34 protein-coding genes are annotated in these 25,873 nt (G+C 74.2%); 8 read left to right on the forward strand and 26 right to left on the reverse strand.

Going from position 1 to position 25,873, the window contains the following annotated elements; all coding sequences use genetic code 11:
- The first annotated feature begins 30 nt into the window (after window positions 1–30).
- The 4 genes from EV378_RS06115 to EV378_RS06130 all read left to right on the forward strand — a co-directional run bounded on the left by EV378_RS06115 (window position 31) and on the right by EV378_RS06130 (window position 1,907).
- A complete protein-coding gene (locus EV378_RS06115; protein ID WP_132421728.1) occupies window positions 31–225 on the forward strand; it encodes a hypothetical protein in 195 nt (64 codons plus the stop codon).
- Entirely contained in the window at window positions 225–962 is a 738-nt protein-coding gene (locus EV378_RS06120; RefSeq protein ID WP_132421729.1) for a DUF2637 domain-containing protein, read from the forward strand. Before EV378_RS06115 ends, EV378_RS06120 begins: the two co-directional genes overlap by 1 nt.
- 343 nt (window positions 963–1,305) lie before the next feature.
- A complete protein-coding gene (locus tag EV378_RS06125; protein ID WP_132421730.1) occupies window positions 1,306–1,680 on the forward strand; it encodes a hypothetical protein in 375 nt (124 codons plus the stop codon).
- 5 nt (window positions 1,681–1,685) lie between these two features.
- Window positions 1,686–1,907 (forward strand): hypothetical protein, encoded by a 222-nt coding sequence (locus EV378_RS06130; protein WP_132421731.1) that lies wholly within the window; start codon window positions 1,686–1,688, stop codon window positions 1,905–1,907.
- A 218-nt stretch (window positions 1,908–2,125) separates the two neighbouring features.
- On the opposite strand, the gene EV378_RS06135 is transcribed toward EV378_RS06130, so the two are convergent.
- A complete protein-coding gene (locus EV378_RS06135; protein ID WP_132421732.1) occupies window positions 2,126–2,947 on the reverse strand; it encodes a hypothetical protein in 822 nt (273 codons plus the stop codon).
- Window positions 2,948–3,085: 138 nt separating this feature from the next.
- Between EV378_RS06135 and EV378_RS06140 the strand changes: the two genes are divergently transcribed.
- Window positions 3,086–4,309 (forward strand): HK97 family phage prohead protease, encoded by a 1,224-nt coding sequence (locus tag EV378_RS06140; RefSeq protein WP_132421733.1) that lies wholly within the window; start codon window positions 3,086–3,088, stop codon window positions 4,307–4,309.
- 10 nt (window positions 4,310–4,319) lie between these two features.
- Here the strand turns inward: EV378_RS06140 and EV378_RS06145 are convergent, their stop codons facing one another.
- The 6 genes from EV378_RS06145 to EV378_RS06170 form a co-directional block, all read right to left on the reverse strand.
- Window positions 4,320–5,123, reverse strand: a complete 804-nt coding sequence (locus EV378_RS06145) for a hypothetical protein (RefSeq protein WP_132421734.1) — start codon at window positions 5,121–5,123, stop codon at window positions 4,320–4,322.
- Complete coding sequence (locus EV378_RS06150; RefSeq protein ID WP_243653311.1) at window positions 5,120–6,025, reverse strand: DNA-processing protein DprA; 906 nt, start codon at window positions 6,023–6,025, stop codon at window positions 5,120–5,122. Before EV378_RS06150 ends, EV378_RS06145 begins: the two co-directional genes overlap by 4 nt.
- A 211-nt stretch (window positions 6,026–6,236) precedes the next feature.
- Complete coding sequence (locus EV378_RS06155) at window positions 6,237–6,935, reverse strand: recombinase family protein (RefSeq protein ID WP_132421735.1); 699 nt, start codon at window positions 6,933–6,935, stop codon at window positions 6,237–6,239.
- Window positions 6,936–6,982: 47 nt separating this feature from the next.
- Window positions 6,983–7,462: a hypothetical protein gene (locus EV378_RS06160; protein ID WP_132421736.1), complete on the reverse strand. Its 480-nt coding sequence runs from the start codon at window positions 7,460–7,462 to the stop codon at window positions 6,983–6,985.
- Window positions 7,456–7,761, reverse strand: coding sequence for a PadR family transcriptional regulator (locus tag EV378_RS06165; protein WP_243653575.1), 306 nt, complete (start codon window positions 7,759–7,761; stop codon window positions 7,456–7,458). The genes EV378_RS06160 and EV378_RS06165 overlap by 7 nt, the downstream gene beginning before the upstream one ends.
- Before the next feature lie 49 nt (window positions 7,762–7,810).
- On the reverse strand, window positions 7,811–8,089 hold the full coding sequence (locus tag EV378_RS06170) for a hypothetical protein (RefSeq protein ID WP_132421738.1): 279 nt from the start codon (window positions 8,087–8,089) through the stop codon (window positions 7,811–7,813).
- On the opposite strand from EV378_RS06170, the gene EV378_RS06175 reads away from it, so the two are divergent.
- Window positions 8,088–8,327 carry a hypothetical protein gene (locus EV378_RS06175; RefSeq protein ID WP_132421739.1) on the forward strand — a complete coding sequence of 80 codons (240 nt, stop codon included), beginning with the start codon at window positions 8,088–8,090 and terminating at the stop codon, window positions 8,325–8,327. The genes EV378_RS06170 and EV378_RS06175 overlap by 2 nt on opposite strands.
- A gap of 3 nt (window positions 8,328–8,330) precedes the next feature.
- Here EV378_RS06175 and EV378_RS06180 read toward each other — a convergent pair whose 3' ends face one another.
- The gene (locus EV378_RS06180; RefSeq protein WP_132421740.1) at window positions 8,331–8,546 is read right to left on the reverse strand and encodes a hypothetical protein; all 216 of its coding nucleotides are present in this window, start codon (window positions 8,544–8,546) and stop codon (window positions 8,331–8,333) included.
- A gap of 247 nt (window positions 8,547–8,793) precedes the next feature.
- Here EV378_RS06180 and EV378_RS06185 point away from each other — a divergent pair, with 247 nt between their 5' ends.
- Entirely contained in the window at window positions 8,794–9,363 is a 570-nt protein-coding gene (locus tag EV378_RS06185) for a hypothetical protein (RefSeq protein WP_132421741.1), read from the forward strand.
- Window positions 9,364–9,454: 91 nt separating this feature from the next.
- Window positions 9,455–9,907, forward strand: a complete 453-nt coding sequence (locus EV378_RS06190) for a hypothetical protein (protein WP_132421742.1) — start codon at window positions 9,455–9,457, stop codon at window positions 9,905–9,907.
- A gap of 5 nt (window positions 9,908–9,912) precedes the next feature.
- Here EV378_RS06190 and EV378_RS06195 read toward each other — a convergent pair whose 3' ends face one another.
- The 18 genes from EV378_RS06195 to trmD all read right to left on the reverse strand — a co-directional run bounded on the left by EV378_RS06195 (window position 9,913) and on the right by trmD (window position 25,872).
- A complete protein-coding gene (locus EV378_RS06195) occupies window positions 9,913–10,545 on the reverse strand; it encodes a hypothetical protein (RefSeq protein WP_132421743.1) in 633 nt (210 codons plus the stop codon).
- On the reverse strand, window positions 10,535–10,780 hold the full coding sequence (locus EV378_RS06200; RefSeq protein WP_132421744.1) for a hypothetical protein: 246 nt from the start codon (window positions 10,778–10,780) through the stop codon (window positions 10,535–10,537). Before EV378_RS06200 ends, EV378_RS06195 begins: the two co-directional genes overlap by 11 nt.
- Entirely contained in the window at window positions 10,777–11,256 is a 480-nt protein-coding gene (locus tag EV378_RS06205; protein ID WP_165922160.1) for a helix-turn-helix domain-containing protein, read from the reverse strand. The genes EV378_RS06200 and EV378_RS06205 overlap by 4 nt, the downstream gene beginning before the upstream one ends.
- 466 nt (window positions 11,257–11,722) lie before the next feature.
- Window positions 11,723–12,124, reverse strand: a complete 402-nt coding sequence (locus EV378_RS06210) for a hypothetical protein (protein WP_132421746.1) — start codon at window positions 12,122–12,124, stop codon at window positions 11,723–11,725.
- Window positions 12,125–12,487: 363 nt separating this feature from the next.
- Window positions 12,488–13,990: a DNA primase family protein gene (locus EV378_RS06215; RefSeq protein WP_132421747.1), complete on the reverse strand. Its 1,503-nt coding sequence runs from the start codon at window positions 13,988–13,990 to the stop codon at window positions 12,488–12,490.
- On the reverse strand, window positions 13,987–15,030 hold the full coding sequence (locus EV378_RS06220; protein WP_132421748.1) for a bifunctional DNA primase/polymerase: 1,044 nt from the start codon (window positions 15,028–15,030) through the stop codon (window positions 13,987–13,989). The genes EV378_RS06215 and EV378_RS06220 overlap by 4 nt, the downstream gene beginning before the upstream one ends.
- The gene (locus tag EV378_RS06225) at window positions 15,027–15,425 is read right to left on the reverse strand and encodes a hypothetical protein (protein ID WP_132421749.1); all 399 of its coding nucleotides are present in this window, start codon (window positions 15,423–15,425) and stop codon (window positions 15,027–15,029) included. The genes EV378_RS06220 and EV378_RS06225 overlap by 4 nt, the downstream gene beginning before the upstream one ends.
- A gap of 121 nt (window positions 15,426–15,546) precedes the next feature.
- Window positions 15,547–16,323 carry a hypothetical protein gene (locus EV378_RS06230; RefSeq protein WP_132421750.1) on the reverse strand — a complete coding sequence of 259 codons (777 nt, stop codon included), beginning with the start codon at window positions 16,321–16,323 and terminating at the stop codon, window positions 15,547–15,549.
- Entirely contained in the window at window positions 16,320–16,586 is a 267-nt protein-coding gene (locus EV378_RS06235; protein ID WP_132421751.1) for a hypothetical protein, read from the reverse strand. The genes EV378_RS06230 and EV378_RS06235 overlap by 4 nt, the downstream gene beginning before the upstream one ends.
- Before the next feature lie 194 nt (window positions 16,587–16,780).
- A complete protein-coding gene (locus tag EV378_RS06240; protein WP_132421752.1) occupies window positions 16,781–17,200 on the reverse strand; it encodes a hypothetical protein in 420 nt (139 codons plus the stop codon).
- On the reverse strand, window positions 17,197–18,666 hold the full coding sequence (locus tag EV378_RS06245; RefSeq protein WP_165922161.1) for a recombinase family protein: 1,470 nt from the start codon (window positions 18,664–18,666) through the stop codon (window positions 17,197–17,199). The genes EV378_RS06240 and EV378_RS06245 overlap by 4 nt, the downstream gene beginning before the upstream one ends.
- 5 nt (window positions 18,667–18,671) lie before the next feature.
- Entirely contained in the window at window positions 18,672–20,111 is a 1,440-nt protein-coding gene (locus EV378_RS06250) for a YifB family Mg chelatase-like AAA ATPase (RefSeq protein WP_132421754.1), read from the reverse strand.
- Window positions 20,111–20,473, reverse strand: coding sequence for a YraN family protein (locus EV378_RS06255; protein WP_132421755.1), 363 nt, complete (start codon window positions 20,471–20,473; stop codon window positions 20,111–20,113). The genes EV378_RS06250 and EV378_RS06255 overlap by 1 nt, the downstream gene beginning before the upstream one ends.
- A gap of 127 nt (window positions 20,474–20,600) precedes the next feature.
- Window positions 20,601–20,933, reverse strand: a complete 333-nt coding sequence (locus EV378_RS06260; protein ID WP_132421756.1) for a DUF2469 domain-containing protein — start codon at window positions 20,931–20,933, stop codon at window positions 20,601–20,603.
- A complete protein-coding gene (locus EV378_RS06265; protein WP_424511207.1) occupies window positions 20,930–21,694 on the reverse strand; it encodes a ribonuclease HII in 765 nt (254 codons plus the stop codon). Before EV378_RS06265 ends, EV378_RS06260 begins: the two co-directional genes overlap by 4 nt.
- A 124-nt stretch (window positions 21,695–21,818) precedes the next feature.
- Entirely contained in the window at window positions 21,819–23,768 is a 1,950-nt protein-coding gene (gene lepB, locus EV378_RS36185; protein WP_243653312.1) for a signal peptidase I, read from the reverse strand.
- A gap of 807 nt (window positions 23,769–24,575) precedes the next feature.
- Window positions 24,576–24,935, reverse strand: coding sequence for a 50S ribosomal protein L19 (gene rplS / locus EV378_RS06280; RefSeq protein WP_132421758.1), 360 nt, complete (start codon window positions 24,933–24,935; stop codon window positions 24,576–24,578).
- Between the two features lie 190 nt (window positions 24,936–25,125).
- Window positions 25,126–25,872: a tRNA (guanosine(37)-N1)-methyltransferase TrmD gene (gene trmD / locus EV378_RS06285; protein WP_132421759.1), complete on the reverse strand. Its 747-nt coding sequence runs from the start codon at window positions 25,870–25,872 to the stop codon at window positions 25,126–25,128.
- Window position 25,873 lies beyond the last annotated feature (1 nt).

The raw sequence follows: 25,873 nt of genomic DNA on the forward strand, positions 1-25,873 counted from the left end.
GGGACTTGATCAGCCCCAGGAGGCCGACCCGTGCCCGATCGTCCCGTACCCCGAAGCCGCCGGATCCGTCGCCCACGGCGCGAGCCGCAGACCTGGCCCCTCCCCCAGCGCCGCCGACGGCGCGGATGCCGTCGCCTGCTCGCCGCGGTCGGCCTCGGCGCCGGAGCCGCGCTCCTCGTGTTCGCCGTCCTGCTCGCCGTCGCCCCGCTCATCGGGGGCGCCTGATGGACGAGCGCACCACCGCGCGACCGGCACGGCCGACGACCCGCGACCGGCCCGACCCGCGCATCCGCCGGGCCGCGATCGCCCTGCTGCTCGTCGTCGCCGCCGGAGCGCTCGCCCTGTCGTTCACCGGCCTGACCCTGCTCGGCGCGCTTGCCGGGTTCGGTGTCCTCGCCCCCGTGTTCGCCGTCGTCGTCGACGCCGGAACCGGCGCCGCGTCCCTGTACTGGCTCACCGCGGCCCCCGGCACCCGCCGCGCCCGGTACGCCCGGCGGCTCGCCCTCGCACTGCTCGCGGTCAGCCTGGTCGGCAACGCCACCGCGCACGCGCTCGCCGCGGGCGGCCCACCCGTGCCCGGCCTGGCCGGGGCACTGGTCGTCGCGCTGCCCTGGTGGGCCGCCGGACTCGTCGGCGCGATCCCGCCCGGCACCCTCGCCGCATGTGTGCACCTGCTCGCCATGCAGGACGGCCCGACCACAGGAGACCCGGACGGCCGGGACGTCGTGGGCGCCGACGGCGGCCGCGCCGGACCGGGCGAGGGATCCGGCAGAACACCTGGCGAGCCGCCCGGTGACCTGGTGGTCCGCGCCGCCAGCCTGGTGGACGCCGGGCGGGCGGCCGGTGACCCGGTCGGCCGGACCCGCCTCGCCCGCGAGCTGGGCATCAGCGAGCACGCCGCCCGCGGGCTGCTCGACCAGGTCGCCGCCCGCGATGGCGACCAGGCAGGCGACGGCCGGTGATCACCGCGCCGGACGATCGACCGGCCGCGGGCCGTGCGCCGGGCGATCGCTGGCGCGTGGCGCGGGCATGTGGCGCGCCCGCGACGTGGCATGACCTGCACAAATACGCAAGCGCGCCACCGATCCACCCGCGCACCAGGGCGATCCGCCCGAACGCGCTGTTCCGGGGATCTGGCGGTCGCCGCCAGGACGCCAGCCCCGGCGCGGGCACAGATGATCTCCCCGGGCGGCGCGCGGGCCGTCTGACCTGCGGTTTCCGAGAGTCGGGAAGGCGGCGCGGGCCCGGCGCGGCCGGTCCGCCGCCGAGCGGCGCGGCGACCAGCAGCAGCGACGACGAGACGAGGTGACCACCATGTCCGGCTGGTGGGTGGCGGTCGGCCTGGTGGCCGTCGCCGGACCCCTGGTGGCCCACCTGGCGGCCCGCCCGTGGGCGTGGTGCCGCCCCTGCAACGGCTGCGGCACCATCCGCGACACCTGGACCGGGCGGTGGGTCCAGCACTGCCGCCGCTGCAGCGGCTACGGCCAGGTCGAGAAGCCCGCCCGACGGGCCATCCGAGACCTCACCGGCGGCGTCCTGTTCCGGCACCCACCCGAACACCCCTACGAGGGCGTGCAGCTCTACGGGCGGGCGAACCTGCCGTTCTCCGGCGGCGGCCGACGGCCCCGCCGGAAACGCCCCACCGCCGCGAGGCGATCACCGGAGCAGGCGGGGAGGTGAGCGCGATGGACCCAGCGGAGGGGACATACGGGTGCCCGATCGGGGCGGTGTGCTTCGCCTGTCGCGGCACCGAGGACCTGCGCCCGATCGTGGCTGCATCCCCGGCCGGAGACCTGTGCTGGACCGCCTGCGCGCGCTGCGCCCGCGGCGGAGTTGTACTGCGGCTGACCGGGTACGCGGCGCGCCGGATGATCCTGGAGCACCGCGAGCACGCGGCGCCGCTGTAGCGGCCGTTCCGACGGCCGCGGCGGCGAGGAGGTGCCCGCCGGTGACGGCCCGGAGCCGGACAAGGGACCCGGCGCCGGGCCGTCGGCGAGCGAGCCGACCGGAGGCTGCTCGCGCGGCTGCCCGGCCGCCGGGGCGATCACACGAGCCCCTGAGAGGCGGCGGACCAGGCATCCCCATCGTGGACCGGGTAGCCGTCGCGGCGCCGGGGGCGCGCCGGTCAGTGACCGGCGCCGTGGTCCCCGCGCTGCTCCGGGAGAACGATCACCGGGGCGGGCTGCACGATGGTCGTCGGCGGGGTGGCGTCGCGCTGCTGCTCGACCGCGTTGTTGTCCCGATCCTGCTCGTACGCCGCCACCGCGGTGTCGTACGCGGCGATCGCGTAGCCGAGCACCACCAGGTTGATCAGCGTGCCGACCAGGAACTGCACCGCCGGGTTGGACGCCGCGGCGTAGAACGCCGACCACAGCCGGTACAGCAGGTCACGCAGGTCGGCGACGTCCATCGTGTCCGGCTCGGACGTCGCGGGCACGGACAGCAGCGGCCTCGACACGGTCGTTGCCGCGCGGACCGGGCGCACGGAGAGCGGGACGCGCCCTCCGCCTGCTCCGGCAAGGCCGAATGCCGAGAAGTCGATCTGAGCCGCCATGTCGGCGAGTGCCGTGCGGGCCGCCTCGGCGGCGCGCTCGTACTCGGGCTGGGTGGACCGGATGCCCGCCGCGATGGCATTCACGGCGTCGACGTACCCGGCGGACATGGCAACGGCCTTCGGCGAGACCGCGGATGCGCTCATGGCGAGCACCTGTGGCACCAGGCCGGGCGGCACCACCCCCCGGGGTGCGACCGCCGCAGCGAGCTGCTGGACGGTCTGGTGCAGCGACGCGCGGGCCGGGGCCGTCGCCTGCTCGACCGCGGCCGCAGCAACCGCCCGGGCGGGCGCCGTGGCATCCGCGACCGCACGGTCGGCCGCCGCGCGAGCCGGGGCGGTCGCCCGCCGAATCGCCTCCCGGGCGTGTTCACCGGGATCGAACATCTGTTTCATGGCGACCATCATCCCCCCGGCCACTGACAAGTTTCACCGCCCGGCGGACGGCGACGTAAGTCTGCAGGTCAGGGCACGCAGAGCGTGTCGCGGCGCGCCCACCACCACCCGGCGGCCGTCCGGCCCACGATGGACGCCATGACCGGCACCAGGCCGCGCGGGCTGCAGGTCAAGGCCGCGCCCGCGACCCTCGAACCGCCGCCGACCCACGGTGCCCCACGCGGGCCCGTTCCCGGTGCCGCCGAGGTCGACCCGGACACCGGCGAGGTCACCGCGCTCGTCGCCGTGACCGGCGTCCCGGACGAGGTCGGCGACGTCATCCTGCCTGGCGCGTTCCGGCGCACCCTGCGCGAACGCGACCCGCGTCTGTGCGTTGGACACGACTGGGCGCGCCTGGCCGGGCGGGTCGTCGAGTCCCGGGAGTTGATGCCCGGCGACTCGCGGCTGCCGCGCACCGCCCCGGACGGCACCCCGTGGCCGGAGAAGGCCGGAGCGCTGTGGATCAAGGCGCGGTACCTGCCCACCCGCGAGGGGCACGAACAGCGCGCGATCGCCCGCGCGTTCGGGCCGTCCATGGCCTACAGCATCGGGTACAAGGTCACCGACCGCGGAGCCAAGCACCGCAACGGGATCCGCTACATCTCCGACCTCGACCTGTTCGAGGTGTCGCCCGTGCTGCACGGCGCGAACCGGCTCGCGACCCAGCTCGACGTCAAGGCCGCGACCGCCATGCGGGAGACGAAATCGACGAACACGGCGCTGCGCGGCGCCGTCCCGACCGCCACCTGCGGCGGCTGCGGCCGCCCGGCCGCCGGAGGCGTCGGGCAGGTGCCGCCCGGCCGCGTCCTGCTCTGCCCGTCGTGCGTCGACCAGGTCGGCGAGCTGGCCGAGCACCTGGCCGCCGAGCGCGCCGAGCAGGACCCGGGCGCCGACGGCGCCGACGGCTGCGACGAGGGCCAGGACGACGGCGGGGCCGGGCTACCCGACTTCGGCGACATCGGCCTCGCCGACGAGCAGGACGACGAGCAGGACGACGAGCCGGACGACGAGCCGGACGACGACGAGCCCGCAGGCGCACTGCTGCACCGCCTCCGTTGCGGCCTGTGCGGCGGGCCCGCGGGCGGCCAGGTCGGCGGCATCGCCCCCGGCGAGGACGTGATCTGCCCGGCGTGCGTCGCCGCGATCGGCGACCTCGCCGACGAGCTGGCCGACGAGGGCGCCGACGACGAGGACCGGCAGCCGACCAGCATGGAGGAGTACCGGGCCGCCCTCGCCGAGCAGGTGAGCTACGAGATCCAGCCGGACGGCACGATCGCGGTCCGCCCGGCCGACCCGCAGACGGGGCGGGCGTGGCGGACGTGATCCGGCGCGTTCAGAGCGACGCGAGGCACGCACCCGGGCCCACGGGGCAGATCATCGCATCGTAGGGCGGGAGCTTGCTCTCGATCACGGGCCGATGCTCGTCCCACTTGTAGCTCAGCCACCGGGCGACGCAGAGGACCGTCACGCGGGTTGCTCCGGCCGCCTTCAAGGTGAGCGAGGCCGACTGCGCCTTGCCGCCCGACACCCACGTGTCGTCGACCACAAGGACGTGCTTCCCGCGCACGACGGCGGCGAACTCCGGTGTCAGGGCGAAGATGTCGCGCCGGGGGTAGCGGTTGAAGTGGGCGATGTTCTCTGTCGGGGCGAGCATCACCCGGTCGACGCTGCGACCGTGCTCGAACACGTGCCGTGCCAGCTCGACGACCGGATGATCCTTGCCCGGCCGCCTCTCGGAGGGCACGAACGTCATCACGTCCCACCAGCCGACCGCTGCGGCGATGCACGGCCCGTGGATCGCGGTGGCCGCGTTGATCATGAACTGCAGGAGACCCGCCGACCACTCCGACGGCTGGACCGGCGACTTGTACCGCTGCACCATGTGCTGCGACTGGTGCTGCGGCGACATGTACCCGCGCACGTAGGTCAGCGGGATCACCAGGTCCGCGACGTCGTCGCCGAACTCGGAGCGCTGCCGGGAGCACTGTCCGCAGAGTTGCACGTGCTCGAAGCCCGTCGGACTGGTGCAGACCGAGCACCGACCCGGGCCGCGGGCGGTGTTGGTGAAGCAGTCCCCGACCTGCGAGAACAGGTAAGCGCGCGCCTGACCCGCGAACTGCTGCAGGCTGCCCGTCACCCGGCGGCGACCCGCAGTAGCGACAGCATGTCCGCCGGGCGCGCTGTGACCTGCTCGACGTAGGTCATGACCTCAGCGGTGCTCTTCGCGACGTAGACGCCGGGGCGGTCGGACAGCTCCTGCGCCCACTTGTTGACCTTGACGACCATGTCGGTGAGGATCACTGGCCGGGCGTGCGAGACCGCGCGGCGAGCCTGAATGCGGGCGCCGCTGTGTTCCCCGGCCTCGACGACGATGGTCGCCCGGCCGTAGCCGGACATGACCGTGTTGCGCATCGGGAAGGTCTGCTTCGTGGGCGGCGCGTCCGGCCAGAACTGCGACAGCAGCAGCCCCTCGGTAGCGATCTGATCCTGCAGCTCGCGGTTCTCCGCGGGGTAGTACTTCCGGATACCTGTGCCGATCACGGCGACCGTGCGCCCACCGGCCTCCAGCGCGGCGACATGAGCGGCCGTGTCGATCCCGGAGGCGAGCCCGCCCACGACCGTGATGCCGCGTTGGACCAGTCCGGCGGCAATCGAGCGCGCAGCCTCCAGCCCCTGCTGGGATGCCTTGCGGGACCCCACGACCGACACCGCGATCTCGTCCTGCAGCAGCTTCCCGCGGTGGAACAGCACCGGGGGGAGATCATGGATCTCGCGTAGCTGCGCCGGGTAGTCGTCGTCCAGGAAGGTCAGGAACCCCAGGTCACCCCAGCCTGCGATATCCGCGCGGGCGGTGGCGATCTCGGCTGCGTCGTCACCGCGGTCGAACAGGTTGGCAGGGTTCTGTTCGTTCCAAAACGCGAGGGCACTGGACCGCGAGTCGACCTCGGCGACGATCTGCGGCCACTTCATGCCGTCGGGCCGGGCGCGCAGCAGCGCGACGAGCGCCGCGCGCTCGTCGTCGTTCCACCAGGCGCCCACGCTCGGCAGCGTAGGGCCGTCACCGGCTGCGGTCAGCACCCGTCTCTCCAGACCTGATCGAGCTAACGTATCGAACACTTATTCGATTATGCGGCATGAGCTGCAAAAACTCCACACCGGACCGACTAGAGTCGCCGACCGGTGGTCGGATTGTTAACTCGCCGGACCCGGACCATCGCACGTACCCCGCCCCGTCGGCGCGACGGAGCGCTCACACTCGCTCGGCCATTCGTGCTGCGTCCTGCCCGGCGAGAACCGCCTGCACGCTCGACGTCGACCAGGTCGAGCCGCCGCGTGCCGTCGGCACACCGTCGGCGGTCAGCCCGTCGGCGATCTCACGCAGCTTCCGGCCGTCCGCCCGCTCGCGCACGACGCGCGCCACTACGTCGTCGCCCAGCACCGACGGGCGGCCGAGCCGCACCCCGGCGGCCCGCTTCGCGGCCAGCCCTTCGCGGGTGCGCTGCCCGATCAGGCGCCGCTCGTACTGTGCCGCGGACGCGATGATGTTCGCTGTCATCTCCCCGGCCGGGGTGGACGTGTCGCCCAGGTCCAGCAGCACCAGGCGCCACCCGTTGCGCTGCGCGCGGTCCAGCAGCCCGGCGAAGTCGCGCACCGAGCGGGACACACGGTCGAGCTTCGCGGCGACCAGGACGTCCGCATCGCCGCGGTCCAGGCGGGCCAGCGCGTCCGCGAGCGCGGGACGGTTCAGCGTCGCGCCGGACAGACCGGCGTCGGTGACGATCTCCATCTCGAACCCCTGCCGGGCCGCCTCCGCCTGCAGGGCGGCGCGCTGCGCGTCCAGCCCGGCGCCGGAGTCCACCTGGTCGCCGGTGCTCACCCGGGTGTAGCCGAGCGCGCGGAGCGGGGCGTCAGCGGAACGGGCGCGGCGGGCCGAGCGCGGGGCGGTCATACCTGTAGATCGGCTCGTCGCGGTCGTCCGTTACGGGAAACGACCGTTTACCGTAACGTAGCCTTGATCATCCTCGCCGTCGACCTGCCGATCTCCATGAGAACCACAGTCAGGAGCAACATCAGGGCGACAGCCGCGAGCCACACCGTGACGTCATAGACCGCCTCAGATAGCGGCTGAACGATCACGGTCGCCGAGAAAAGCCCCACGAACAGCGTCGACGCGACCATGAGCCCCGTGCGCTGTCCCTGTCGCGGCGCAACGCTCGACAAGCCGCCGCGCACCTTCCAGCGGGCAGCAACGCCCTCGAAAACAGCGGTCTCGACTTGCTGCATGACCCACAGCGGCCGATGGACAAAGGACAGCACATACAGCTCAGCAACCAACTCGCGCCGACGCGGATCGCCCTTCGGGTAGCACAGGACGACGATCCGCAGCACGAGCCCGGGCGCGAGGCCGAATACCAGTAACACCATCAACAGCGTCGGCCAGGACACGACGGCCTCGAACAACTCCGCCATCACCACGCCCAACCCGGCGCGATCCCGCGGAACCGCGGGTCGTTCGCGGCGCGGCCGAGCACGGCCCCCAGCTCGCGACGGCCGTCGTCGGTCAGCTCGTAGTAGCGGCGCGGCGGGCGGTCGCCGCCGGTGTCGGCGTCGCTCTCCCAGCCGTCGGCGAGCCAACCGGCCTTCCACAGCTTGGTGAGCAGCGGGTAGACCGCGCCGGACCGGTGTCCGGTCTCCTTCGTCAGCTCGTAGCCCCAGTGCCGGTCGTTCGGCCTGGCCATGATCGCCGCGGCGACGGCGACGAGGGCGCTCGTCATCCTCACGTGTCGAACTATACATAGGGGCTAGCCCTACGCATACATAGGGTCAGTCCGGTGTTGCGATCCCTTCCAACGATTCTGCCGCGCCCGTGAGATACGCCCGCTGCACGTCGTCCGCATCGAGCGCCCCAGATTCGACCGCGGCCAGCACAGCGCGCAGCGAGCGCGCCACCTCAGCCGGGTTCGCCGTCATGCCGTCCAACTCGCCCACCCCTCCGATCAACGCGCGCCCGTGCTTGCCGTCCTGTCTGACCGCCGACAACTCCTGCGAAGAAGTGAACAGGCTGCCCTGAGCCTCCAGAACCGCGCGAGGAACAGTCTCCATGTCCGAGCAGGACTCACGCTCGACGCTGCACGTCGTGCTCGGCGGCATCATCGCCGCACTCATCAGCAGTGGGACCACGATCGCCGTGTCTGAAACCGCCAGTACCACCGCGCTCAGGCAGGCCGAGATCAGCGCCGACGCGACCCGTGACGCCGCGCGGATCACCGGCGACGCCACCGTCCGTGCCGCCGAGATCGCCGCGCGGGCTGCTCGCGGTGATCAGATGAGTCACCGCTAGCTTCTACGCGTCCGAGCGGCCGCGCATCAGCCACCCCGGCCGGGTGTGCGGGCCGTCCACGCCCGCGATCGGCGGCGGCACCTCGCCAGGCGGGTCCGCCGCCGACCACGGCGACGACCCGTCCGCCGACTCCACGCGGCCGCGCACCGGCTCGCCCCACGCGTGCGGTGCCGACGGCACGGTCGGGTCCGGGATCGCGCTGCTGCGCTCACTGCTCATGTCGACCAGCGTGCCCGCCCGCCGGGCACGCGGCGCGGAGGCGCACGGCGGGCGGGAGCACGCGGCCCGACGGTCCTGCAGCGGCCGGCTACTCGCGTAGCCGTCCGGCGGACGGCGACCCGAGTCGGCGCCCGTCGTCATCGAACCCGCCGTTCACACCTGCGAAGCGTTCCCCCAAACCGGCCACCGGCGAGACCGCCGCGTTCCTACCGTCTGCCCCACTCGCACAGCAGACAGGGGCTCACCAATGATGCGCCGGATCCTCACGGCCGCGGTCACCGCGGCCCTCGCCGCCGGACCGACGTTCCTCGCACAGGACGAGGCGTTCCCGTTCCCGCCGACCGGCGACAACCCGCCCGCGGGCACCGTCGGCCACTGGGAGCAGAACGCCTACAACAGCTACATCCAGCTCGTCGGGATCAGCGTCAACCAGCTCAACCCCGACTACATCGCGAAGTGCGGCGTCGACTCCCCAGGGCAGAAGTGCACCATCTCCCGCACCGACACGCTCACCCGCCAGATCTCCGCCGAGTTCGGCGCCAGCTCCGACTCCGTCTCCGCCGCGATCGGGATCAGCGCCTCCCAGTCGGTCGCGATCCAGACCGGCTGCCAGTCGCCGGAGATGCAGCCGTCGCAGGAGTACATCGCGTTCCCCACCGAGACCCGCTACTTCTACCGCGTCGTCACCGACACAGCCGCCTACACCACCGACTACGGCGAGATGATCCCCTCCGGCGACCCGCCGGACGTCAGCCCGGTCGCCGTCACAGCCGCCTACGACAAGGGCTTCCGGTGCCGCGTCCAGCAGCAGCCCTGAACAGCCACGGTCGACACCGCAGGCCGATAGACTCCGCCGCGGCGCCAGCACCGGGGCTGGCGGCACACGCAGCGACGACGTCGGGGGACACATGAGCGGGATCCGCGGGGTGCGACGGACGACCGCCGCCGCGGTGATCGCGCTCGTGGCGGCCGCAGCCACCGCCTGCGGCGGCGACGAGCCTCCCCCGCGGACCCTGACGACCACCGACTTCCTCGGCCAGCCCGTCGCCCAGGTGTACGCGCAGATGGGCTACGTCCCGGGCGGGCCGCTGCCGTCCGGGTTCGGCATCACCACCTACGAGATGGGCCCCGCGATCACGAAGAAACCGGCGCTCGACGGGCCCGGGAACTCCGACATCGCATGGCTCACCGTCGCCGCCTGCTACTCGGACACCCCGAAGAGTCAGCTCACGCTCGGCGTCATCCCGATGTCGGACTCCACCCCACAGATCGTGTCGACCGCGAAGGCCCGCGGATACGACCGCTACGTGCGCGAGTGCCCCGGCACCGGCACGACGTTCACGCTGCCGCCCGCCGAGTAGCCGGTTCACGCCGGTCGCTGAGGCAGGCCGTCCAGTTCATCCGCCGCGCGCTCCGCACGCTCGGCCGCCTCCCGCAGCAGCGTCGCCCGCTCCCGCAGCGACAACCGCGGACCCGCGTGCACGTCCGGGTCCGCGTCCTCGTGACCCATCGCCCGCCGCGCGACGATCGCCGCCCGCTTCGCCGCCCGCCACGTCGGCTCGTCCCGATCGGACAGCCCCAGCTCCGCCACGAACGTCCGCAGCGCCGACGCCGTCCAGCGCGCCGAGTCCTGCTGCGCGTCCCGCGAGTCCAGCCCGAGCCGGGCGACCCGCTCGGCGAGGGTGGCCACGTTCGCCCGCTCGCGCGCCTCGGCCTCCCACAGCACCCGCGCGAACTCGCCGAGCGTGACCGGCTCCCCGTCCGCCGACAACGCCCGCGACTCCCCCACAACACCGGCGACGCCCTCCGCGGCGATCTGCTCCGCCAGCCGTGCGCCCAGCCACGCGGCACGCTCCGTGGCGAGCGCGAGCTGCGCCGGGAGCGCGATCGCCGGATGCGCCGCACCCAGCCGATCCGGCAGCGCCTCCACCGTCGGCAGCGCGGGCACGTCCCCGTCCGGCACCGCCGCCACGGCGGGCCTGGTCTCATCACCCGCCACCGTTGATCACCCCCGCATCCGCGTCGTCGATCCAGTTGGCCGCCAACCACTCCGGGTCCGACAGCAGCTCCACCGCGCCGAGCAGCGCGGCGTCGTGCACGTCGGTCGCCTCCCGCGCCGGGTACGGCAGCCGCGGCGCACCCGCTCGCTCGGCCAGCCGCCGAGCCGCCCGCAGCCGCTCCGGCGAGACCCCGCCGTCGCCGTCCACACTCTCGCCGCCGTCCACATCGGTCACCGCTCCGCCCTCCACTGCGCGTCCAACCCGGCCAGCAGACGGCCCAGCGCCGCCGCACCCGCCGGATCCGCGGCCGGGCCGTCCAGCTCCGCGCGGGCCTGCGCGTACACACGCGCCCGCCGCGCCGACGGCGCCCGCCTGCGCCGCCACCGGCGCAAGCTCTCCCCCGCCGCGTCCTGCAGGACCAGGTCCAGGCGCGCCACCTCCACCGGCGAGCACCCGGCCCGCAGCACCTCCGCGATCCGGCGCGTCGACGTCTCCGACGGCCGCCGCGCGCCGGTCTCGATCCGCTTGATGGTGATCACATCGAACCCGGCCGCCGCGGCCAGGTCGCGCTGCGTCAACCCCGCCCGCACGCGCTCCACCTGCACCAACATGCCGACATCGCGGGCCAGCCGGGCACGCTCGTCCGGTGGGGTAGCTCCGACGCGCGTGCGCGTCCGGGTCGACTCGTCGGCCGGATGGTCGCCGGTCATCCTCGCCCCCTCTGCGCAGGTCCGGGGTGCATGCACACCGGCTCGTCGCCTCGGCATTCACACCCAGGCAGCCGCGGGCCGACCGGCGGCTCGACCACGGTGACCTGGCCGCACCAGGGGCACGTCCAGCGCCCGCCCGGCGCCGGAACGCACGGCACGCGCTCCACGGCACGCGCGCACCCGGGCAGCTCGGCGAGACCGTGGCCCACCAGCGGCCGGGGCCGCGTCTGCGACGTGAACTGCTGATCGGGCAGCGGCGGCCACGGGCGGCCTGCCGCGAGCTCCGCCGCCCGCACCCGGACCGCCTCCGCCCGGCCACGCGCCAGCCGCTCCGGGTCCGGGACCAGCGCGGCCAGCACCCACGGCGGAAGGCTCCTCTGAGAGCCGCCGTGCGGGCCCCGCCCGGCCGGGGGTCCCGACGCACCGGCCCGGACCGGATCACCCGGCAGCGGCACATCAGGCGCCGTCACGCGGGCACCGCGCGCGCAGCCGACAGCACCACGGCCGGACCCGGCAGGGCGGGCACCGGCCAGCCCACCGACCCGGCCCGCATCCGCAGCAGCCGGTACCGGTGCCGCGCGCGGATCCCGGCCGCGTGCACTGGGCCGCCGGACCCCAGCGCGGCCGCCCACGCAGCGAGCGCGTCCACCGCGGCGGCGTGCGCGGCGGCCAGGCCGTCCACCCGGCGGCGGCGCTCCGCGTGCAGCACTGGCGGTCCCGGCGAGCGCGTCCAGGCGCACTCCGCGTCCGGCGGGGCGGCGCAGCGCTCGCACGGCACGGCCAGCCGGTCCGGGGCGGGACCGAGCAGGCGCAGCGCCGCGGCGTACAGGACGGCGGGAGCAACCCCGTTCTTGTGTGACGTATCCACGCAGGTCATCCCCATGATCGTGTTGGTGATCGGTCGCTATGAGCCCGTCGGGGCGGGCCGCGCGGCACGGGGATGGGTTGGAGGGTTGCCCTCCACGTTGGAGGGCAGTTGGAGGGCAGTTGGAGGGTAGATGGAGGGTCTTGGAGGGTAGAGATGGAGGGTTTGACCTGCGAAAACGCTTCGCCCCATCTCTATAGGTAGTTCGTGAGCTACACACACGCCCGCGCGCGCACACGCCCACGCACGGAAGGGACCGGACAACTACCCTCCATACCCTCCATATGCAGGTCAGACCCTCCAGGCGCCCCTCCACACAACCCTCCAACGACTCGTCGTGCCCTCCACCCAGAGCCCCACCAGCGCTCACGGCGCATCCGAGGCCAGCACGACGCCGAACAGCGCCGCACGACGCTTCGCGTCGCGGGCACGCCCGTGCTTGATGCCGAACTGCTCGGCCAGCAGGCGCGACAGGTACGTCTGCGGGACCGGGCGCTCCCCCGCGCGCTCCATCCACGACCGGTAGTCCGGGTAGACGTCGGCGACCTCCACCCACCGCTCCGGGTCGACCTCGACCAGCCGCGCTTCCCTCCACTGCGCGAGCGCGCTGCCTTGGAACAGGTGCTCGCGGGTCCCGTCGGCCACCTCGACCGGCGGAGCCAGCCCGAGCCGCTGCCAGTTCGCGCAGCCGCGCACCGCCCACGCCAGCACCCCCGGCAGCTCGTGGTCGATCACCCAGGCGGTCAGCTTCGCCAGCTCCGTCGGCTCGATGCTGTGCAGCCACGGGATGACGTGCAGCGACTTCGCCGCCTCCGGCGACTCCGAGCCGAACCCGGGCATGTGTGTGCACGTCAGGTGCAGCTTGCCGACCGGGGCGAACTCGAACCACTCGTCGCGCATGTGCCGCGCGGCGACTGGCTGGCCCTCGACGATCGCGCCGACGATCTCCTCGTCGAGGCGGGCGTTGCGGACCGGCTCGTTCGCGACCAGCAGCCGCCGACCGACCATGCGCGCCAGGTCGTTCGGCACCTTGTTGTCGTTCAGGCTCTCGACGAGCGTCCCCTTCGGCACCGACTGCGCGTAGGTGCCGAACACGGCGCGCAGCACCCCGAACACGGCACGGCGAGCGTCCTTGGCCGGACCGTGGTGCACGGCCATCGCGTGCTCGTCGGTGCAGCCGGTCAGCGAGTAGCCCACCCAGCGCTGCACGTACTCGCGCATCGCCGGGTCCGGCTGCAGCCGTTCGAGCAACCCCAGCCACTCCGGGCACTCCGTGTCCGCGTCGAACGGCACCGGCGTGTGCAGCATCATCAGCGCGGCCGGGTCCGGGCGGCCGAGCGTCGCCGCCGTCAGGTCCAGCACTCCGTTGCCGACGTTGAGCCGCATCGGCTCCCGGTCGAACTGGTCGCGCAGCACCGACAGGCGCCGCGTGCCGGTGGCCTCCATCGTCATCGCCGTGTGCGCGGCCAGCGTTCGCCGAGTGCGCACATAGGCGAGGAACCGCGCACGGTCCGACTTCTTGTCGAGCGCGTGATCGGCCGGTTCGGCAGCCGGGTCCGCCGCGAACGCGTCGTAGGACCGCGACGGCACGTCCGGGTCCGGGCTGTAGTGCCGTGCCTCCGTCTCCGGCAGCCGGTCGAGCGTCGCCCGCGCCCGGTGCAGAACCTCGGTGGCCGCGCCGTCGGTCGACCAGTGCCGCCCGGTCCAGTACGCCCACGCCCGCGCGTCGGCGATCCACCGCAGCTCGTCGCCGTAGTGGTCCACCAGCCGGTCCCCGTCGGACTGGCCGTCCCAGCTCCGCTGGCGATACTTGGTCAACATCGCGACCCGGACCCGCGGGTCCATCGGTCGTCCCTGGCCCGCGGTCATGCCCACACCCCCAGCATCCGGGCCGCCTCCGCCCGCTCGCCGGGATCGGCGATCGAGTCCAGCAGCCGAGTGATCCCCTGCTCGCACGTGCACACCCGGCGCTGCTCCGGGGTCGCCGACGCCAGGAGCAGCCCGACCGCCTCCGGTCGGCGCATCCGGTCGAACTCCCCGCCCGCCATGCCCTCGTCGGCGCGATCGGCGACCGCCCGGACGTAGACCGCCCGCAGGTGCGCGAGCGCTTCCCGCACCCCGTGGTGGCCCATCTCGCCGAGCCGCAGCAGCCCGAGCACATGCCCCCGGGCATGCTCGAACCGGGAACCACCCTCCCGGCCGCCCACAGCGCTCTCGGCGGCTGTCAGACGCCGCTGCACGGCCGTGCACGGCGGCCCCGGCTCCAACGCCCGAACCCACGCGGACCAGTCGCCCTCCGCCAGCGACAACGGCTCCGGCCGGTCCCCGCCGGACGCGGCCAGCAGCGCCAGCCACTCCGGCGGCAGCTCCGGCAGCTCCGCCGGAGACGGGACCCGGGAGGCAACCCGCCCGGCCGGGTCGATCCACTGCACCGGCCGACCGGCGTCCGCACCGTTGCGCGACGGCGCCGCCACGCTGTACCGGTGATGCGGCTGGATCACCTCGACGCCGGGCAGGGCGGTCACCAGCCGGGCGCCGTCGCCGCGGAACAGGTAGCGCCCGGACGGGTTCCCCGCACCCCGGCTCGACAGCCGCCACGTCGCCGGTAGGGCGACCCCGGCCCGCCGAGCCTGCTCGGCGATCGTGTCCGCGCCGCGCTTGTCGCCGTAGTGATCGACGTCGAGCGCGACCTGTCCGGGCGCCATCCGTAGCGCCACGTTCGCGTTCGGCCGGTCCTCCGCCCACGCCCAGAGGTCGGCGAACGAGGGCAGCGGGGCGCTGTAGCCGGTCGTCCCGCGCGGCGGCGGGAACTTCCGTCCCGGCGGCAGCGGCAGCACCCCACGCCAGCCCGCCGACCACAGCACCTCGAACGAGTCCGCGAATGGCCGCGTCTGCGTCGCCGCGCTCACCGGACACCCACCGGGGTCGGGGTGTCGTCGACGACCGCGCCGCACGGCTCGCCGTCGAACCGGAACACACGGACCAGCACGTCCCGTCCCGCGAGGCAGGCTGAACGGACCTCGACCGACCACCGACGCCGTGATCGGCGGCCCGGCGAGATCCGGTGCCCGGTCGCATCCTCGACGTCGGCGCGCTCGACGTCCGCGAGCGGGCGCACGACCGTCCAGCCGGACGGGCGCCCGGTGAGATCGGCCAGGTCCCGCTCCCGGCGGGCCCGCGACGCCTCGAAGATCGGGCAGTCGTCGGCGTGCCGCTCGACGAGGCCGAGCGGGTGCGGGCGATCAGCGCCGCAGCAGGTGAGGGATGCGTCGCCGCCCGCGGGGCGGCTATTCTGGTCGTGCACGATGAACTCCCGTTCGGAGGTCGCGCGGGCCGGGGGTCCCGGGGATCGAGCCGCAGATGTGGCCCCGCCAGCGCGATGTAAAACGCCCGCCCGGTTCGCACCCGGGCGGGCGTCGTGCTGTTCAGGACGTGGACGGCTTGCGGCGCAGCCACGTGGTGCCGGGACCGGCGTCCGGGGATGCGGCGGGCGCCGACGGCGGCAGACCCGCCAGACGGCGCAGCTCGTCCACGACGGCCCCGTAATCCGGCCGCTCGTCGTGGCTCGACAGGTAGCCGCCGAACCGCACCACCTGCTCGACGGCGGCCGCTGTGACCGGCTCCACCCCGTCCAGGCGGCCCGCGCCGCGCAACCGTCCGAACAGTCCGGCCGGGGCACGGCCGCCCGCCGGGTCCGGCTGGTCCGCGGGGCGGCCCGGACCGCCGAGCACCGGGTCCGCGGGTCGCGGCCGCCAGAAGAGGCGATCACCCTCGACCACCAGCTCGCGAGTACGGACCAGCCGCCGCGCCCACATCACCGCGGGCCGCGCCGTCGGCCAGGTCCGGCCGACGGACTGCTCGGCGCGCACCATCTCGGCGACCCGCGCGCACACCCGCTCGGCGACGTCCGGGTCGTCGGTGAGGCGCCCGGCATAGACGTCCAGCGGGTCCGTACCGAGGTTCAGGTCCCGGCCCCAGGCGATCACCAGGGCGGCCGTGAGCGGTTCACGCACCGAGCCGCTGGAATAGGCGTCCCGCCGCGCAGCGACGATCGTGTCGTCCGGCTCGATCGTCCACAGCCCGGCGCCGTGGATCTGGCCGGGCAGCAGTTCCTCGACGGTGCGAACCGGCTGCGGGCCGAGAGCCGCGCGGACGTGGCGGCCGACGTCGACCCGGCGCGGTAGATCGAATGCGGCGGTCACGACGCCACCGCCTGCACGCCGGGGCGCTGCTCGGCGGCCACGGCCGCGGGGCGCAGCAGCACCGCGAGCCGGTCGCGCTGGTCCGGTGACAACGGGGGTGCGTCGGCGACGGCCGCGGCGACGGCGGCCAGGTAAGACTCCCCGCGCCAGTTGTCGCGCGCGGCGCGGGTACGGGGATCGTTGGGGCCGTACTGGCGGACGGCGGAGGCCATCTGGCCCTGCGCCTTGCGCGCCTCCGGCGAGGATGTGGGACGAGCTGACACGGGATGCTCCGGAGCGTCACAGACCGTCCGGACACCCGGGCGCAAGCGTTGCCGCGCATGGTGTGACCAGGCGATCTATGGCTACCCGGACAGGGCCCTTACGTCCCTGCGAGGCAGATGTCTCTGGCGCGTCGCGCCAGGCCCCAGCCCGCGAGCGGCCCGCCTACGCGCGGGCCGCCACGAACAGGTGAATGCTAGCAGCGGTCAGCGGTCGGCCGGTCCGACTCGCCCGGCGCGTCGAGCATCCGCAACGTGAGGTCCCGGCCCGCGGCCGCGCACTCGTCGAGCGCGGCCATCAGCCGGTTGTGCCGCACCCGCGGCGACGCCTCGCACGTCGGGCACGTGATCGTGTAGCCGCGCCGAGTCTCGGTGATCCCGCCTCGCAGCCGCACCCGCCCGCCGTCGTCGACCAGCCGGGCCGCAGCCCGGTCGTTGCCCTCGGCCATGTTGGACACCGTGTGCTCGTGCTCGTGCTCGGCATCCAGCCCGCCAGGCGGGCGCATCACGTGCTCGGTGAGGCTCGCCCACCCGCCGGAGGTCTCACGGAACCAGCGGTCGATCACCCGCACACCGGACTCCGGGCAGTCGCAGACGATCCGCGTGACGTCGTTCATCGCGCCTTCCAGATGATCTCCACCGTCTCCGGCCGGAACGTGCGCGAGCCCCGCCCCACCGCGTGCAGCCGGACCTCGGCGAGCACGTCGAGCACCGCGCGGCGACGGTCCCGGGTCAGCTCGTCCCACGCGGCCGCGACGTCGTCGGCGCGCACCAGAGCGCCGAGCTTGTCCACCATGCCAGCGTCCGCGATCCGGCCCTCGATGCTCTCGATCTTCTCGACCAGCGGCGCCCGCATCGCGCGGTACTCCCGCGGGGGCAGGGGCTCCTCGGCGCCCCCGCCGAACTCGGCGGCCAGCGCGTCCAACCGGGCGCGCAGCACCGTTGCCTCCTCCCGCAGCGCGGGCACGTCGGCGCGCTTGTGGTCCACCAGCAGGTCCCGCGCGTCCGGGCGGGACAGCCGGGCCACCACGACGTCGCTTACGTACTGGTCCGCCGGGGCGGCCAGCCGGTTGACGTGCGTGCCCGGCACGTCCGGGCGCTGGTCGGGCAGCAGTTGCGTTGTGCGGCATCGGTAGACCGGCTTGCCGTGCGACGCGCCGCCGCCGTGGACGAGCGCGCCGCACCCGTCCAGGCCGCACAACGCGACACCGGACAGGAAGTGCTTGCCCATCGCCGTCGGACCTCCGGTCGTGCGCGCACTGTCGCTGAGCAGGGTGCGGGTCGCGCGCCATGTCGACTCGTCGACCACGCCGTCCCAGCACGCCTGACCCATGATCTCGCCCTTGTGCGCGCGCAGACCCGCGTTGCGCGGGTTGAGCAGCACCCGGCGCACCGCGTCCCCCCGCCACGGACTCCGCTCGCCCAGGTGGGCGTGCCGGTATGGCCGCTGCGCGGTCGTGAACCCGGCCCGGTTCCACTGGCGGGCTACGCCGCGAAGCGTCTCACCGGCCAGCACGGCGGCGTATGCGTCGCGCAGCGCTGCCGCCTCGTCCTCGACGATCGACAGGCCGTCGGCTGTGTAGCCGAACGCGCGCCGCCCGCCGATCCACCGGCCGTTCTCGGCCGCCTGCTGCGCGGCCGACCGCTGCCGGTCCGCCTTCTGGTCGATCTCGTGCTGCGCGACCGAACCGAGGACGTCGATCGCCAGCCGCCCGGCGGGGGTCGTCGGGTCCATGTCCGAGCCACGGCACAGCGCGATCATGACTCCGGCGTCGCGGCACGCCTCGACCAGCGCGAGCCGGTCGCGGGCGTTGCGCACCAGCCGGTCCAGGCTCCACGCCACGATGACGTCCACCCCGCCGGAGCGGACCAGGTCGAGCAGCGCGCGGAACAGCGGGCGCGGCTTCCGTCCGGCCGCGCTGGCGTCGTTCTCGCAGAACGGCGCGCGGGCCAGCGTCCAGCCGCGACCCTCGATCAGTGCGAGGCAGTCGACCCGCTGGCGCTCGACGCCCAGGCCCTCACCGCTACGGTCCGAGCTGATGCGCAGGTAGGGCACGGCACGTCCGCCGCGGTGAATCGCCACATGCGCTATCGTACGGCCCACGCGACCCGCAGCGCACGGTCGGCACCCCGCGCGGTCAGCGTGCCCCGCTTCATCCGCGAGGTCAGCGGATGCACCACCCGCTGCGGGAGCTGGAACCGCGACCGCAGCACCGGGCCCGGCACGTCGCCGTTGCACCGCCATCCGTGCTCGGACCACCGTTCGGCGGCCGCGGCCCGTGCGGCCAGCACGCGCGTGCGCACCACGTCGGTGCCCTCCGGAGGGGTCTCGGTCGCCCATGTCGAGATCGGCACCATGGGCACCCGCAGGTCGACCCGGTCCATCAACGGGCCGGACAGCCGCTCCCGGTACCTGCGACGCACCTGCCCTCGGCACTCGCAGTCCCGGTCGTCGGGCGGTGCGCACGGGCACGGGTTCGCGGCCAGCACCAGCTGGAACCGCGCCGGGTACCGGAACGTCCCGTCCGACCTGGCCACCCGGACCTCGCCCTCCTCCAGCGGCGTGCGCAGCGCGTCGAGCAGGTGCGGCGGCCACTGTGGACATTCGTCGAGGAACAGGACGCCCCGGTGCGCCAGCGACACCGCCCCGGGCCGGGCGACACCGGACCCGCCACCGAGCAGGGCCGCCTCCGACGCCGAGTGGTGCGGCGCGACGAACGGGGCGACCGTCGTCAGCGGATGCTGCTGTGTCGCGAGCCGCCCCGCCGCCGACCGGATGGAGGCCAGCTGCAGCGCCTCGGAGCGGTCCAGCTCGGGCAGCAGGCCGACGATCCGCTGGGCCAGCATCGTCTTGCCGGTGCCCGGCGGGCCGACCATCAGCAGGTGGTGGCCACCGGCGGCGGCGATCTCGACGGCGCGCCTGGCGTCGTCCTGGCCGACGACGTCGGACAGCTCGGGGAACGCCGGACGCGGGGCGGACGCCGCACCGTCGTCGGGCCGCTCCAGCGGCCGGTCACCGGCCAGCCAGGACAGCACGTCGTTCAGCGACCCGGCTCCGAACACGTCCATCCCGTCCACCAGACCGGCCTCAGGCAGCGAGCCGAGCGGGACCACCACCCGTCGCAGACCGGCCGCCCGTGCCGCCAGCAGGCAGGGCAGCACGCCCCGCACCGGCCGCAGGCGACCGTCCAGGGCCAGCTCGCCGAGCAGGACCGTCCCGTCCAGCCGGTCGGCCGGGACGGTCCCGGTGGCCGCGAGGACGCCGCACGCCAGCGCAACGTCGAACCCGCTCCCCGCCTTGCGGAGGGTCGCGGGCGAGAGCGCCAGGATGATCCGCTCGTTCGGCCACGTCCGGCCCGCCTGCACGACGGCCGACCGCACCCGGTCCTTCGACTCCTGCAGCGCCGCGTCCGGCAGCCCGACGAGATGCACGCCGGGCAGTCCGCCGCCGACCGCCGCCTCGATCTCGACCGGCACCCCGTCCACGCCGTGCAGCGCCACCGACCAGACCCGCGCCATCCCGGTCATCAGAACGCCGCCGGGTAGTACGTCACGGTCGTCGGTCCGCCGGGCGGAATCAGGACGGCGACCACGTCGTACCGCACCTCGCACCACGCGACGTGGTGGGCCGCCATCCAGAGCTTGCCCAGCCGCCGGATCCGGCGGATCTTGCTCGCGGTGACGCCCTCGGCCGGCTCCCCGAACCGCGTGCCGGATCGCGTCTTGACCTCGCACACGACGAGCCGCGCTTCGGCGTCGGTCGCGACGATGTCCAGCTCGCCCTCCTTGCACCGCCAGTTGCGGGAGAGCACGACCATCCCGTGCCGCCCGGTCAGGAAGTCGGCCGCGGTGTCCTCACCGCGCCGACCGAGCTCGTCCTTCGCTGCCATGCGTCCACGATCGGGGCGCGGGACGGTCGCGGACCGGCGAATGCGTCATCTGTGGACGCACCATGCGGGTTGGGGACGGCCGGGGCGGTTCGGTGCGTTCGCCGGCGGAAACCGTCGGTGGGGTGTGCTAGGCGGTCGGCCCGCCGAACGTGTCGTTCTCCGGCAGCCGCAGGTCCGGCGTGTCCAGCTCCTCGATGTTGACGTCCTTGAACGTCACGACCCGCACGTTCTTCACGAACCTGGCGGGCCGGTACATGTCCCACACCCACGCGTCGGACATCCGGACCTCGAAGTACACCTCGCCGTCGGCGTTGCGCGGCGCGACGTCGACGGAGTTCGCCAGGTAGAAGCGCCGTTCGGTCTCCACGACGTAGGAGAACTGGGCGACGATGTCCCGGTACTCCTTGTAGAGCGTCAGCTCCATCTCGGTCTCGTACTTCTCGAGATCCTCCGCGCTCACCGCGACGGTCCTCCCATGACGACATCCATCAGATCGGGCTCCGCCCACAGCTCGTCGTCCTCGTCCCCGGACGGCGTCGCCCCCGCGCCGGACCCCTCGTCCGGCGAGCTCCCATTGTGGACCAGACCGGACAGGGGCCCGCGTCCGGCCACCGCCGCGACGTTCGCGAACGAGAACCGGTGCTCCGGGCACGGGCCGAGGGCGTTGAGCGCCGCGTCGTGCTCCGGCGTGCAGTAGCCCTTGTGCACCGCGAACCCGTAGCCCGGCCGGACGTCGTCGAGCTCCACCATCAGGCGGTCCCTGGTCACCTTGGCCAGCACGGACGCGGCCGCCACGCACGCGGCCACCCGGTCGCCCTTCGGGACGGCGAGCGTCGGGCGTCCGAACCCGCGCACCGGGAACCCGTCGGTCAGCACGTAGCCGGGGTCCACCGAGAGCCCGGCCACCGCCCGTCGCATGCCCTCGATGTTCGCGATGTGCACGCCGCGCCGGTCGACCTCCTCCGGCGGGATCACGACGACGCAGAGGTCCAGTGCCCGACGGCGGATCTTCGTGAAGTACTCCTCACGGGACGCCGGGGAGAGCAGCTTCGAGTCGGTGAGGCCGTCGAGCGCCTTGGTGTCCGTCGGTCGGAGCACGCACGAGGCGACGACGAGCGGGCCCGCGCTGGCCCCGCGTCCGGCCTCGTCGACGCCCGCGACCGGGCCGAGACCGTGCCGTTGCAGCACCGACTGCAACGTCCAGTTCCCGGCGCTGCGCACGACGGCACGCGGCGGCCGCAACGACGGGCCGAGCACGTCGGCCGGACGGCGCGGCCTGCGGGCGGGTACACGTCGGCCACGCGAACCACGGGGTGGGGGAACCGGCACCGCTCTCCCGGTCTGGTTACGTACGCCACCGCTTCCGGCGACGCGCGACGGGCAGGAACCGCTGCTCCTCGGCACGACGCACGAGCAGGCGCCGTCGGCCGAGCGCGAACGGGAACGCCCCCATCATGCCAAGTGCGAGTGCGCCGCCCTGCGGGAGGCCGTGGTCCGCTGCGGCCTGGGCGTTCGTCTGCGGGTTCACCGCGTCGACCCAGCCGAAGCGGTCGAACGGGAGGACGATCAGCCGGACCTTGCCGATCACGTTCTCCTCGGGCACCGGGCCGTGCCCGGCCGCCCGCGAGTCCGCGGAGTTGTTCCGGCTGTCGCCCATCATCCACATCTCGCCCTGCGGGACGGTGACCGGCCCGAACGGGATCTGCCGGGCCGGACCGGCCTCCGGCAGGTAGTAGATGTAGGGCTCCTCCAGCGGCTGGCCGTCGACCATGACCTGGTTCAGCGCGTCGCAGCAGGCGACGGTCTGCCCGCCGGTCGCGATCACCCGCTTGACGAAGTCCTTCTCGTCCGGCGGCGCGAACCCGATCAGCGACCCGGCCATCTGCAGCCCACGCAGGACCGGGTTCGTCGTCTGGTCCAGCTCGTACTCCGAGCTCGACCAGCTGTCCGGCCCGCGGAACACGACGACGTCGCCGGGCTTGATGTCGGTGAAGTTGTAGGTGACCTTGTCGACGAGCACGCGGTCGTTGTCGCAGCCGGTGCAGCCGTTCAGGGTCGTCTCCATCGATCCGGACGGGATCACGAACACCTTCGCGACGAACGTCTGGATCAGGAACGTCAGCAGCAGCGCGACGCCGACCAGGAGCGGCAGCTCCTTCCAGAACGACGTCTGCTTCTTGCCGTCTCCGCCGTCGCGGGAGCGGCGGCGCGAGGTCAGGGCCGCGATCCGGCCGCCGACACCCACCGGCCCGCGGGGTTCCGCGACGCGCGCGTCCTCGTCCCGGGAGTCACGGGCGTCGATCCCGTCGTCGACGTCGTCCCGGTCGTCGACGTCGTCGTCCGCCGGGGCACGCGTCCGGGACCTCGGCGCGTCGCCCGCCACGGGACGACGGCGCGGGGTGCGGCGCTGCCGCTCGGTGGGCAGCGCCGTGGTGTCGACGTCGTCCTCGTCGGGCAGGTCGTCGTCCACGGGCTCCGGCTCGCGTCCCGGCCTCCGCGGCGGGGGGCGACGGGTGCGGCCCGGGTCCATGCCGTCCGTCTCGGGCGGGAGCGGGGTGCGTGCCGTCGCGGGAGCACCCGGTCCGCCACCCGCCGCTCCGGCACCGACGGCGCCCGCAGCACCGATGGCGCCCGGTGGGACCTCGGCGGCGGGGCGGCGGCGCACCGGCGGCGCGACACCGGTCGCCTCGGCGGACCGGTCGACCGGCCGGGCTGCGTCCGGTGCGACGTCGTCGGATACGGCGCGACGGCGGCCGGTCCCGTCCGGGCCGGGCGGCTGCCCGCTGCGACCGGGAGGCCACTGCCTGCGGTCCCCGGCGTCGACCGGGGGCCGTCCGTCGCGCCCCGCCGATCCGCGCGGAGGGTGCCTGTTCTCGACACCGGGCACCGGAGCGTCCGATGCGGGGCCACCACCGGGCGGGCCGGCCGGACCTCGTCCGGCCGGAGCCGGTCCCACTGGCGCGTGGCCGTTCTGCTCGTCGACCGGGAACCGCGGGCGTTGCATCGGACCCTCGCGGGGCGGGCCCTCGCGCCGCGGCGGACGCGCGTGACCGCTGCGTTCGTCGGCGTCCGGTCCGGGCGCGTACCCGTTGACGGGCGGCCGTGGCTCGTTCGGTGCACGACGGGCGGGACCGCGGTCGTCACCGACGGCGTCGGGCTCGTCGCGGCGGCGACGACGTCCGGTCGGCGGGTCGACGGGTGCCTGCTCCTCGGAACGGACGTGCCGGCGTGGGCCGTCCGGCCGGTCCCACAGGCGGTCCGCGTCGGCCTCGCTGTACGGGCGGGCGTCGCGCACCCGGTCGGCGGGCGACGCTGCGCCGTCACGGGGGCCGCGACTGCCGTCTCGCGGGCCGCCGCTGCCGTTGTAGGGACCGCCGTCGTGGGGACCGCCGTCGTAAGGACCGCCGCTGTGGGGACCGCCGCTGTGGGGACCGCCGTTGTGGGGACCGCCGTTGTGGGGACCGCCGTCGTAGGGACCACCGTTGCGGGGCTCGCCGCTGCGGTGGGCACCGTTCGCCGGCGCCCCGTCGGCGCGGGTGACGTCCGTGCCGGCGCCGTTCGCGCGGGCACCGTTCACCGGAGCGCCGTTCGACGGCCGCCCGTTCGGTGGAGCACCGTTGGCGCGCGGCCCGTTCGCGCCGACCCCGTGAGCGCCGGCCCCGTGAGCGCCGCTGCCGTGAGCGCCGACCCCGTGAGCTCCGGTGCCGTTGCGGCGGCGTCCGTTCCCGTCGTCAGCGGACGGCCGGTCGTCGTCCCTCAGCGCCCTGCGGCCGCGCGGAGGCCATGACGGCTCACCACGGTCGTCAGGGAGCTCCTCCTCGTCGACGCGGGCCCGTCGCCGGCCACCGGCGGCCGCCGCGCGGCCCTGAGGCCGGTCGTCGGTCCGGGCGGCCCGCCGCACTGGCGCACCGCGCCGGGCGGGGGCGTCGAGGACGCGGTCCCGGTCCTCGGGAGCGTCGTTCTCCAGCTCGTCCGGAATGCCGGGATCACCGCCCTCGGCGCTGCCTCGATACCGCCGGGGACGCGCCCGGCGGTCGTCGGGGAGCTCGGGGAACGCCACGGTACGAGGCTACGTCACCGTGGAATCACGAAGGGGTGACGGTCACGACGCGGTCGGGGTCTCTCGACGCTCCTTGATCTTCGCGGCCTTGCCGCGCAGGTCACGGAGGTAGTAGAGCTTCGCCCGCCGGACCGAGCCGCGCGTGGCGACCTCGATCTTGTCGATGTTCGGGGAGTGCACCGGGAACGTGCGCTCGACGCCGACACCGAACGAGATCTTGCGCACCGTGAAGGTCTCGCGTGCCCCGCCGCCCTGACGCTTGATCACGACACCCTGGAACACCTGGACACGCGAGCGGCTGCCCTCGATGACCTTGACGTGCACCTTGAGCGTGTCACCCGGCCGGAAAGCGGGGATGTCGGACCGCAGGGTCTGCGCGTCCAGTTCGTCCAGGGTGTTCATCGCGTAGGTCCGTCCTCGTCTGTCGTGCTGGGCTCTCGTGCTGCCGGCTCGTGGGGTCCGGCTCTGCCGCGGCCGCAGGGGCACGCCGCACCCGCACGGAAGGAGTCCCCCGCACGCGGTGAGCGCCACACCGGGCGCTGGCAACCCGTCCATAGTGCCAGATGCAAGGAGACACCTCGGCACGCAGGGGTCAGCCGTGCTCGCGCAGTGACGCGAGCAACGCCCGGTCGGCCTCGTCCAACGCCCCGTCGGGCAGCGCGTGCACGAGGTCCGGCCGCCGCTGGAGCGTACGTTCCAGCGCGCGGTCCCGGCGCCAGCGGTCGATCGCCGCGTGGTTGCCGCTGCGCAGCACGTCCGGCACGGCGAGATCGCGCCACACCTCGGGGCGAGTGTAGGCGGGCCCCTCGAGCAGCCCGTCGGAGAACGAGTCCTCTGCCGCGGAACGCGGGTTGCCGAGCACCCCGGGCAGCAGCCGGACCACGGCCTCCACCATGGCCAGCACCGCGACCTCGCCGCCGACGAGCACGTAGTCGCCGATGCTGACCTCCTCCACCGGCACCCGTCGCGCGGCGTCGTCGAGCACCCGCTGATCGATGCCCTCGTAGCGCCCGCACGCGAACACGAGCCGCCGGTCGGCCGACCACTCGCGGGCCGTCGCCTGGGTGAACGGCCGCCCGGCCGGCGTCGGGACGACGAGCCGCGCCGGATCGCCGGCCAGCACCTCGTCCAGCGCGTCGCCCCAGACCTGGGGGCGCATCACCATGCCCGGCCCGCCGCCGTACGGCGAGTCGTCGACGGCCTGGTGCACGTCGTGCGTCCAGCGCCGCAGGTCGTGCACCTCCAGCTCGAGCAGGCCGCGGCTGATCGCGCGCCCCAGCAGTGCCTCGCGCAACGGTGCGAGGTAGGACGGGAAGATGCTCACGACGTCGATCCGCACG

This window comes from Pseudonocardia endophytica (assembly GCF_004339565.1).
GTDB lineage: Bacteria > Actinomycetota > Actinomycetes > Mycobacteriales > Pseudonocardiaceae > Pseudonocardia > Pseudonocardia endophytica.

What these genes read in the sequence shown, in the direction of transcription:
- EV378_RS06120 (WP_132421729.1), top strand. Translation starts at nt 225, where the DNA reads ATGGACGAGCGCACCACCGCGCGACCGGCACGGCCGACGACCCGCGAC.
- EV378_RS06130 (WP_132421731.1), top strand. Translation starts at nt 1,686, where the DNA reads ATGGACCCAGCGGAGGGGACATACGGGTGCCCGATCGGGGCGGTGTGC.
- EV378_RS06135 (WP_132421732.1), bottom strand. Translation starts at nt 2,947, where the DNA reads ATGAAACAGATGTTCGATCCCGGTGAACACGCCCGGGAGGCGATTCGG.
- EV378_RS06140 (WP_132421733.1), top strand. Translation starts at nt 3,086, where the DNA reads ATGACCGGCACCAGGCCGCGCGGGCTGCAGGTCAAGGCCGCGCCCGCG.
- EV378_RS06155 (WP_132421735.1), bottom strand. Translation starts at nt 6,935, where the DNA reads ATGACCGCCCCGCGCTCGGCCCGCCGCGCCCGTTCCGCTGACGCCCCG.
- EV378_RS06165 (WP_243653575.1), bottom strand. Translation starts at nt 7,761, where the DNA reads ATGACGAGCGCCCTCGTCGCCGTCGCCGCGGCGATCATGGCCAGGCCG.
- EV378_RS06175 (WP_132421739.1), top strand. Translation starts at nt 8,088, where the DNA reads ATGTCCGAGCAGGACTCACGCTCGACGCTGCACGTCGTGCTCGGCGGC.
- EV378_RS06170 (WP_132421738.1), bottom strand. Translation starts at nt 8,089, where the DNA reads ATGGAGACTGTTCCTCGCGCGGTTCTGGAGGCTCAGGGCAGCCTGTTC.
- EV378_RS06180 (WP_132421740.1), bottom strand. Translation starts at nt 8,546, where the DNA reads ATGAGCAGTGAGCGCAGCAGCGCGATCCCGGACCCGACCGTGCCGTCG.
- EV378_RS06185 (WP_132421741.1), top strand. Translation starts at nt 8,794, where the DNA reads ATGATGCGCCGGATCCTCACGGCCGCGGTCACCGCGGCCCTCGCCGCC.
- EV378_RS06190 (WP_132421742.1), top strand. Translation starts at nt 9,455, where the DNA reads ATGAGCGGGATCCGCGGGGTGCGACGGACGACCGCCGCCGCGGTGATC.
- EV378_RS06205 (WP_165922160.1), bottom strand. Translation starts at nt 11,256, where the DNA reads ATGACCGGCGACCATCCGGCCGACGAGTCGACCCGGACGCGCACGCGC.
- EV378_RS06215 (WP_132421747.1), bottom strand. Translation starts at nt 13,990, where the DNA reads ATGACCGCGGGCCAGGGACGACCGATGGACCCGCGGGTCCGGGTCGCG.
- EV378_RS06240 (WP_132421752.1), bottom strand. Translation starts at nt 17,200, where the DNA reads ATGAACGACGTCACGCGGATCGTCTGCGACTGCCCGGAGTCCGGTGTG.
- EV378_RS06250 (WP_132421754.1), bottom strand. Translation starts at nt 20,111, where the DNA reads ATGACCGGGATGGCGCGGGTCTGGTCGGTGGCGCTGCACGGCGTGGAC.
- EV378_RS06255 (WP_132421755.1), bottom strand. Translation starts at nt 20,473, where the DNA reads ATGGCAGCGAAGGACGAGCTCGGTCGGCGCGGTGAGGACACCGCGGCC.
- rplS (WP_132421758.1), bottom strand. Translation starts at nt 24,935, where the DNA reads ATGAACACCCTGGACGAACTGGACGCGCAGACCCTGCGGTCCGACATC.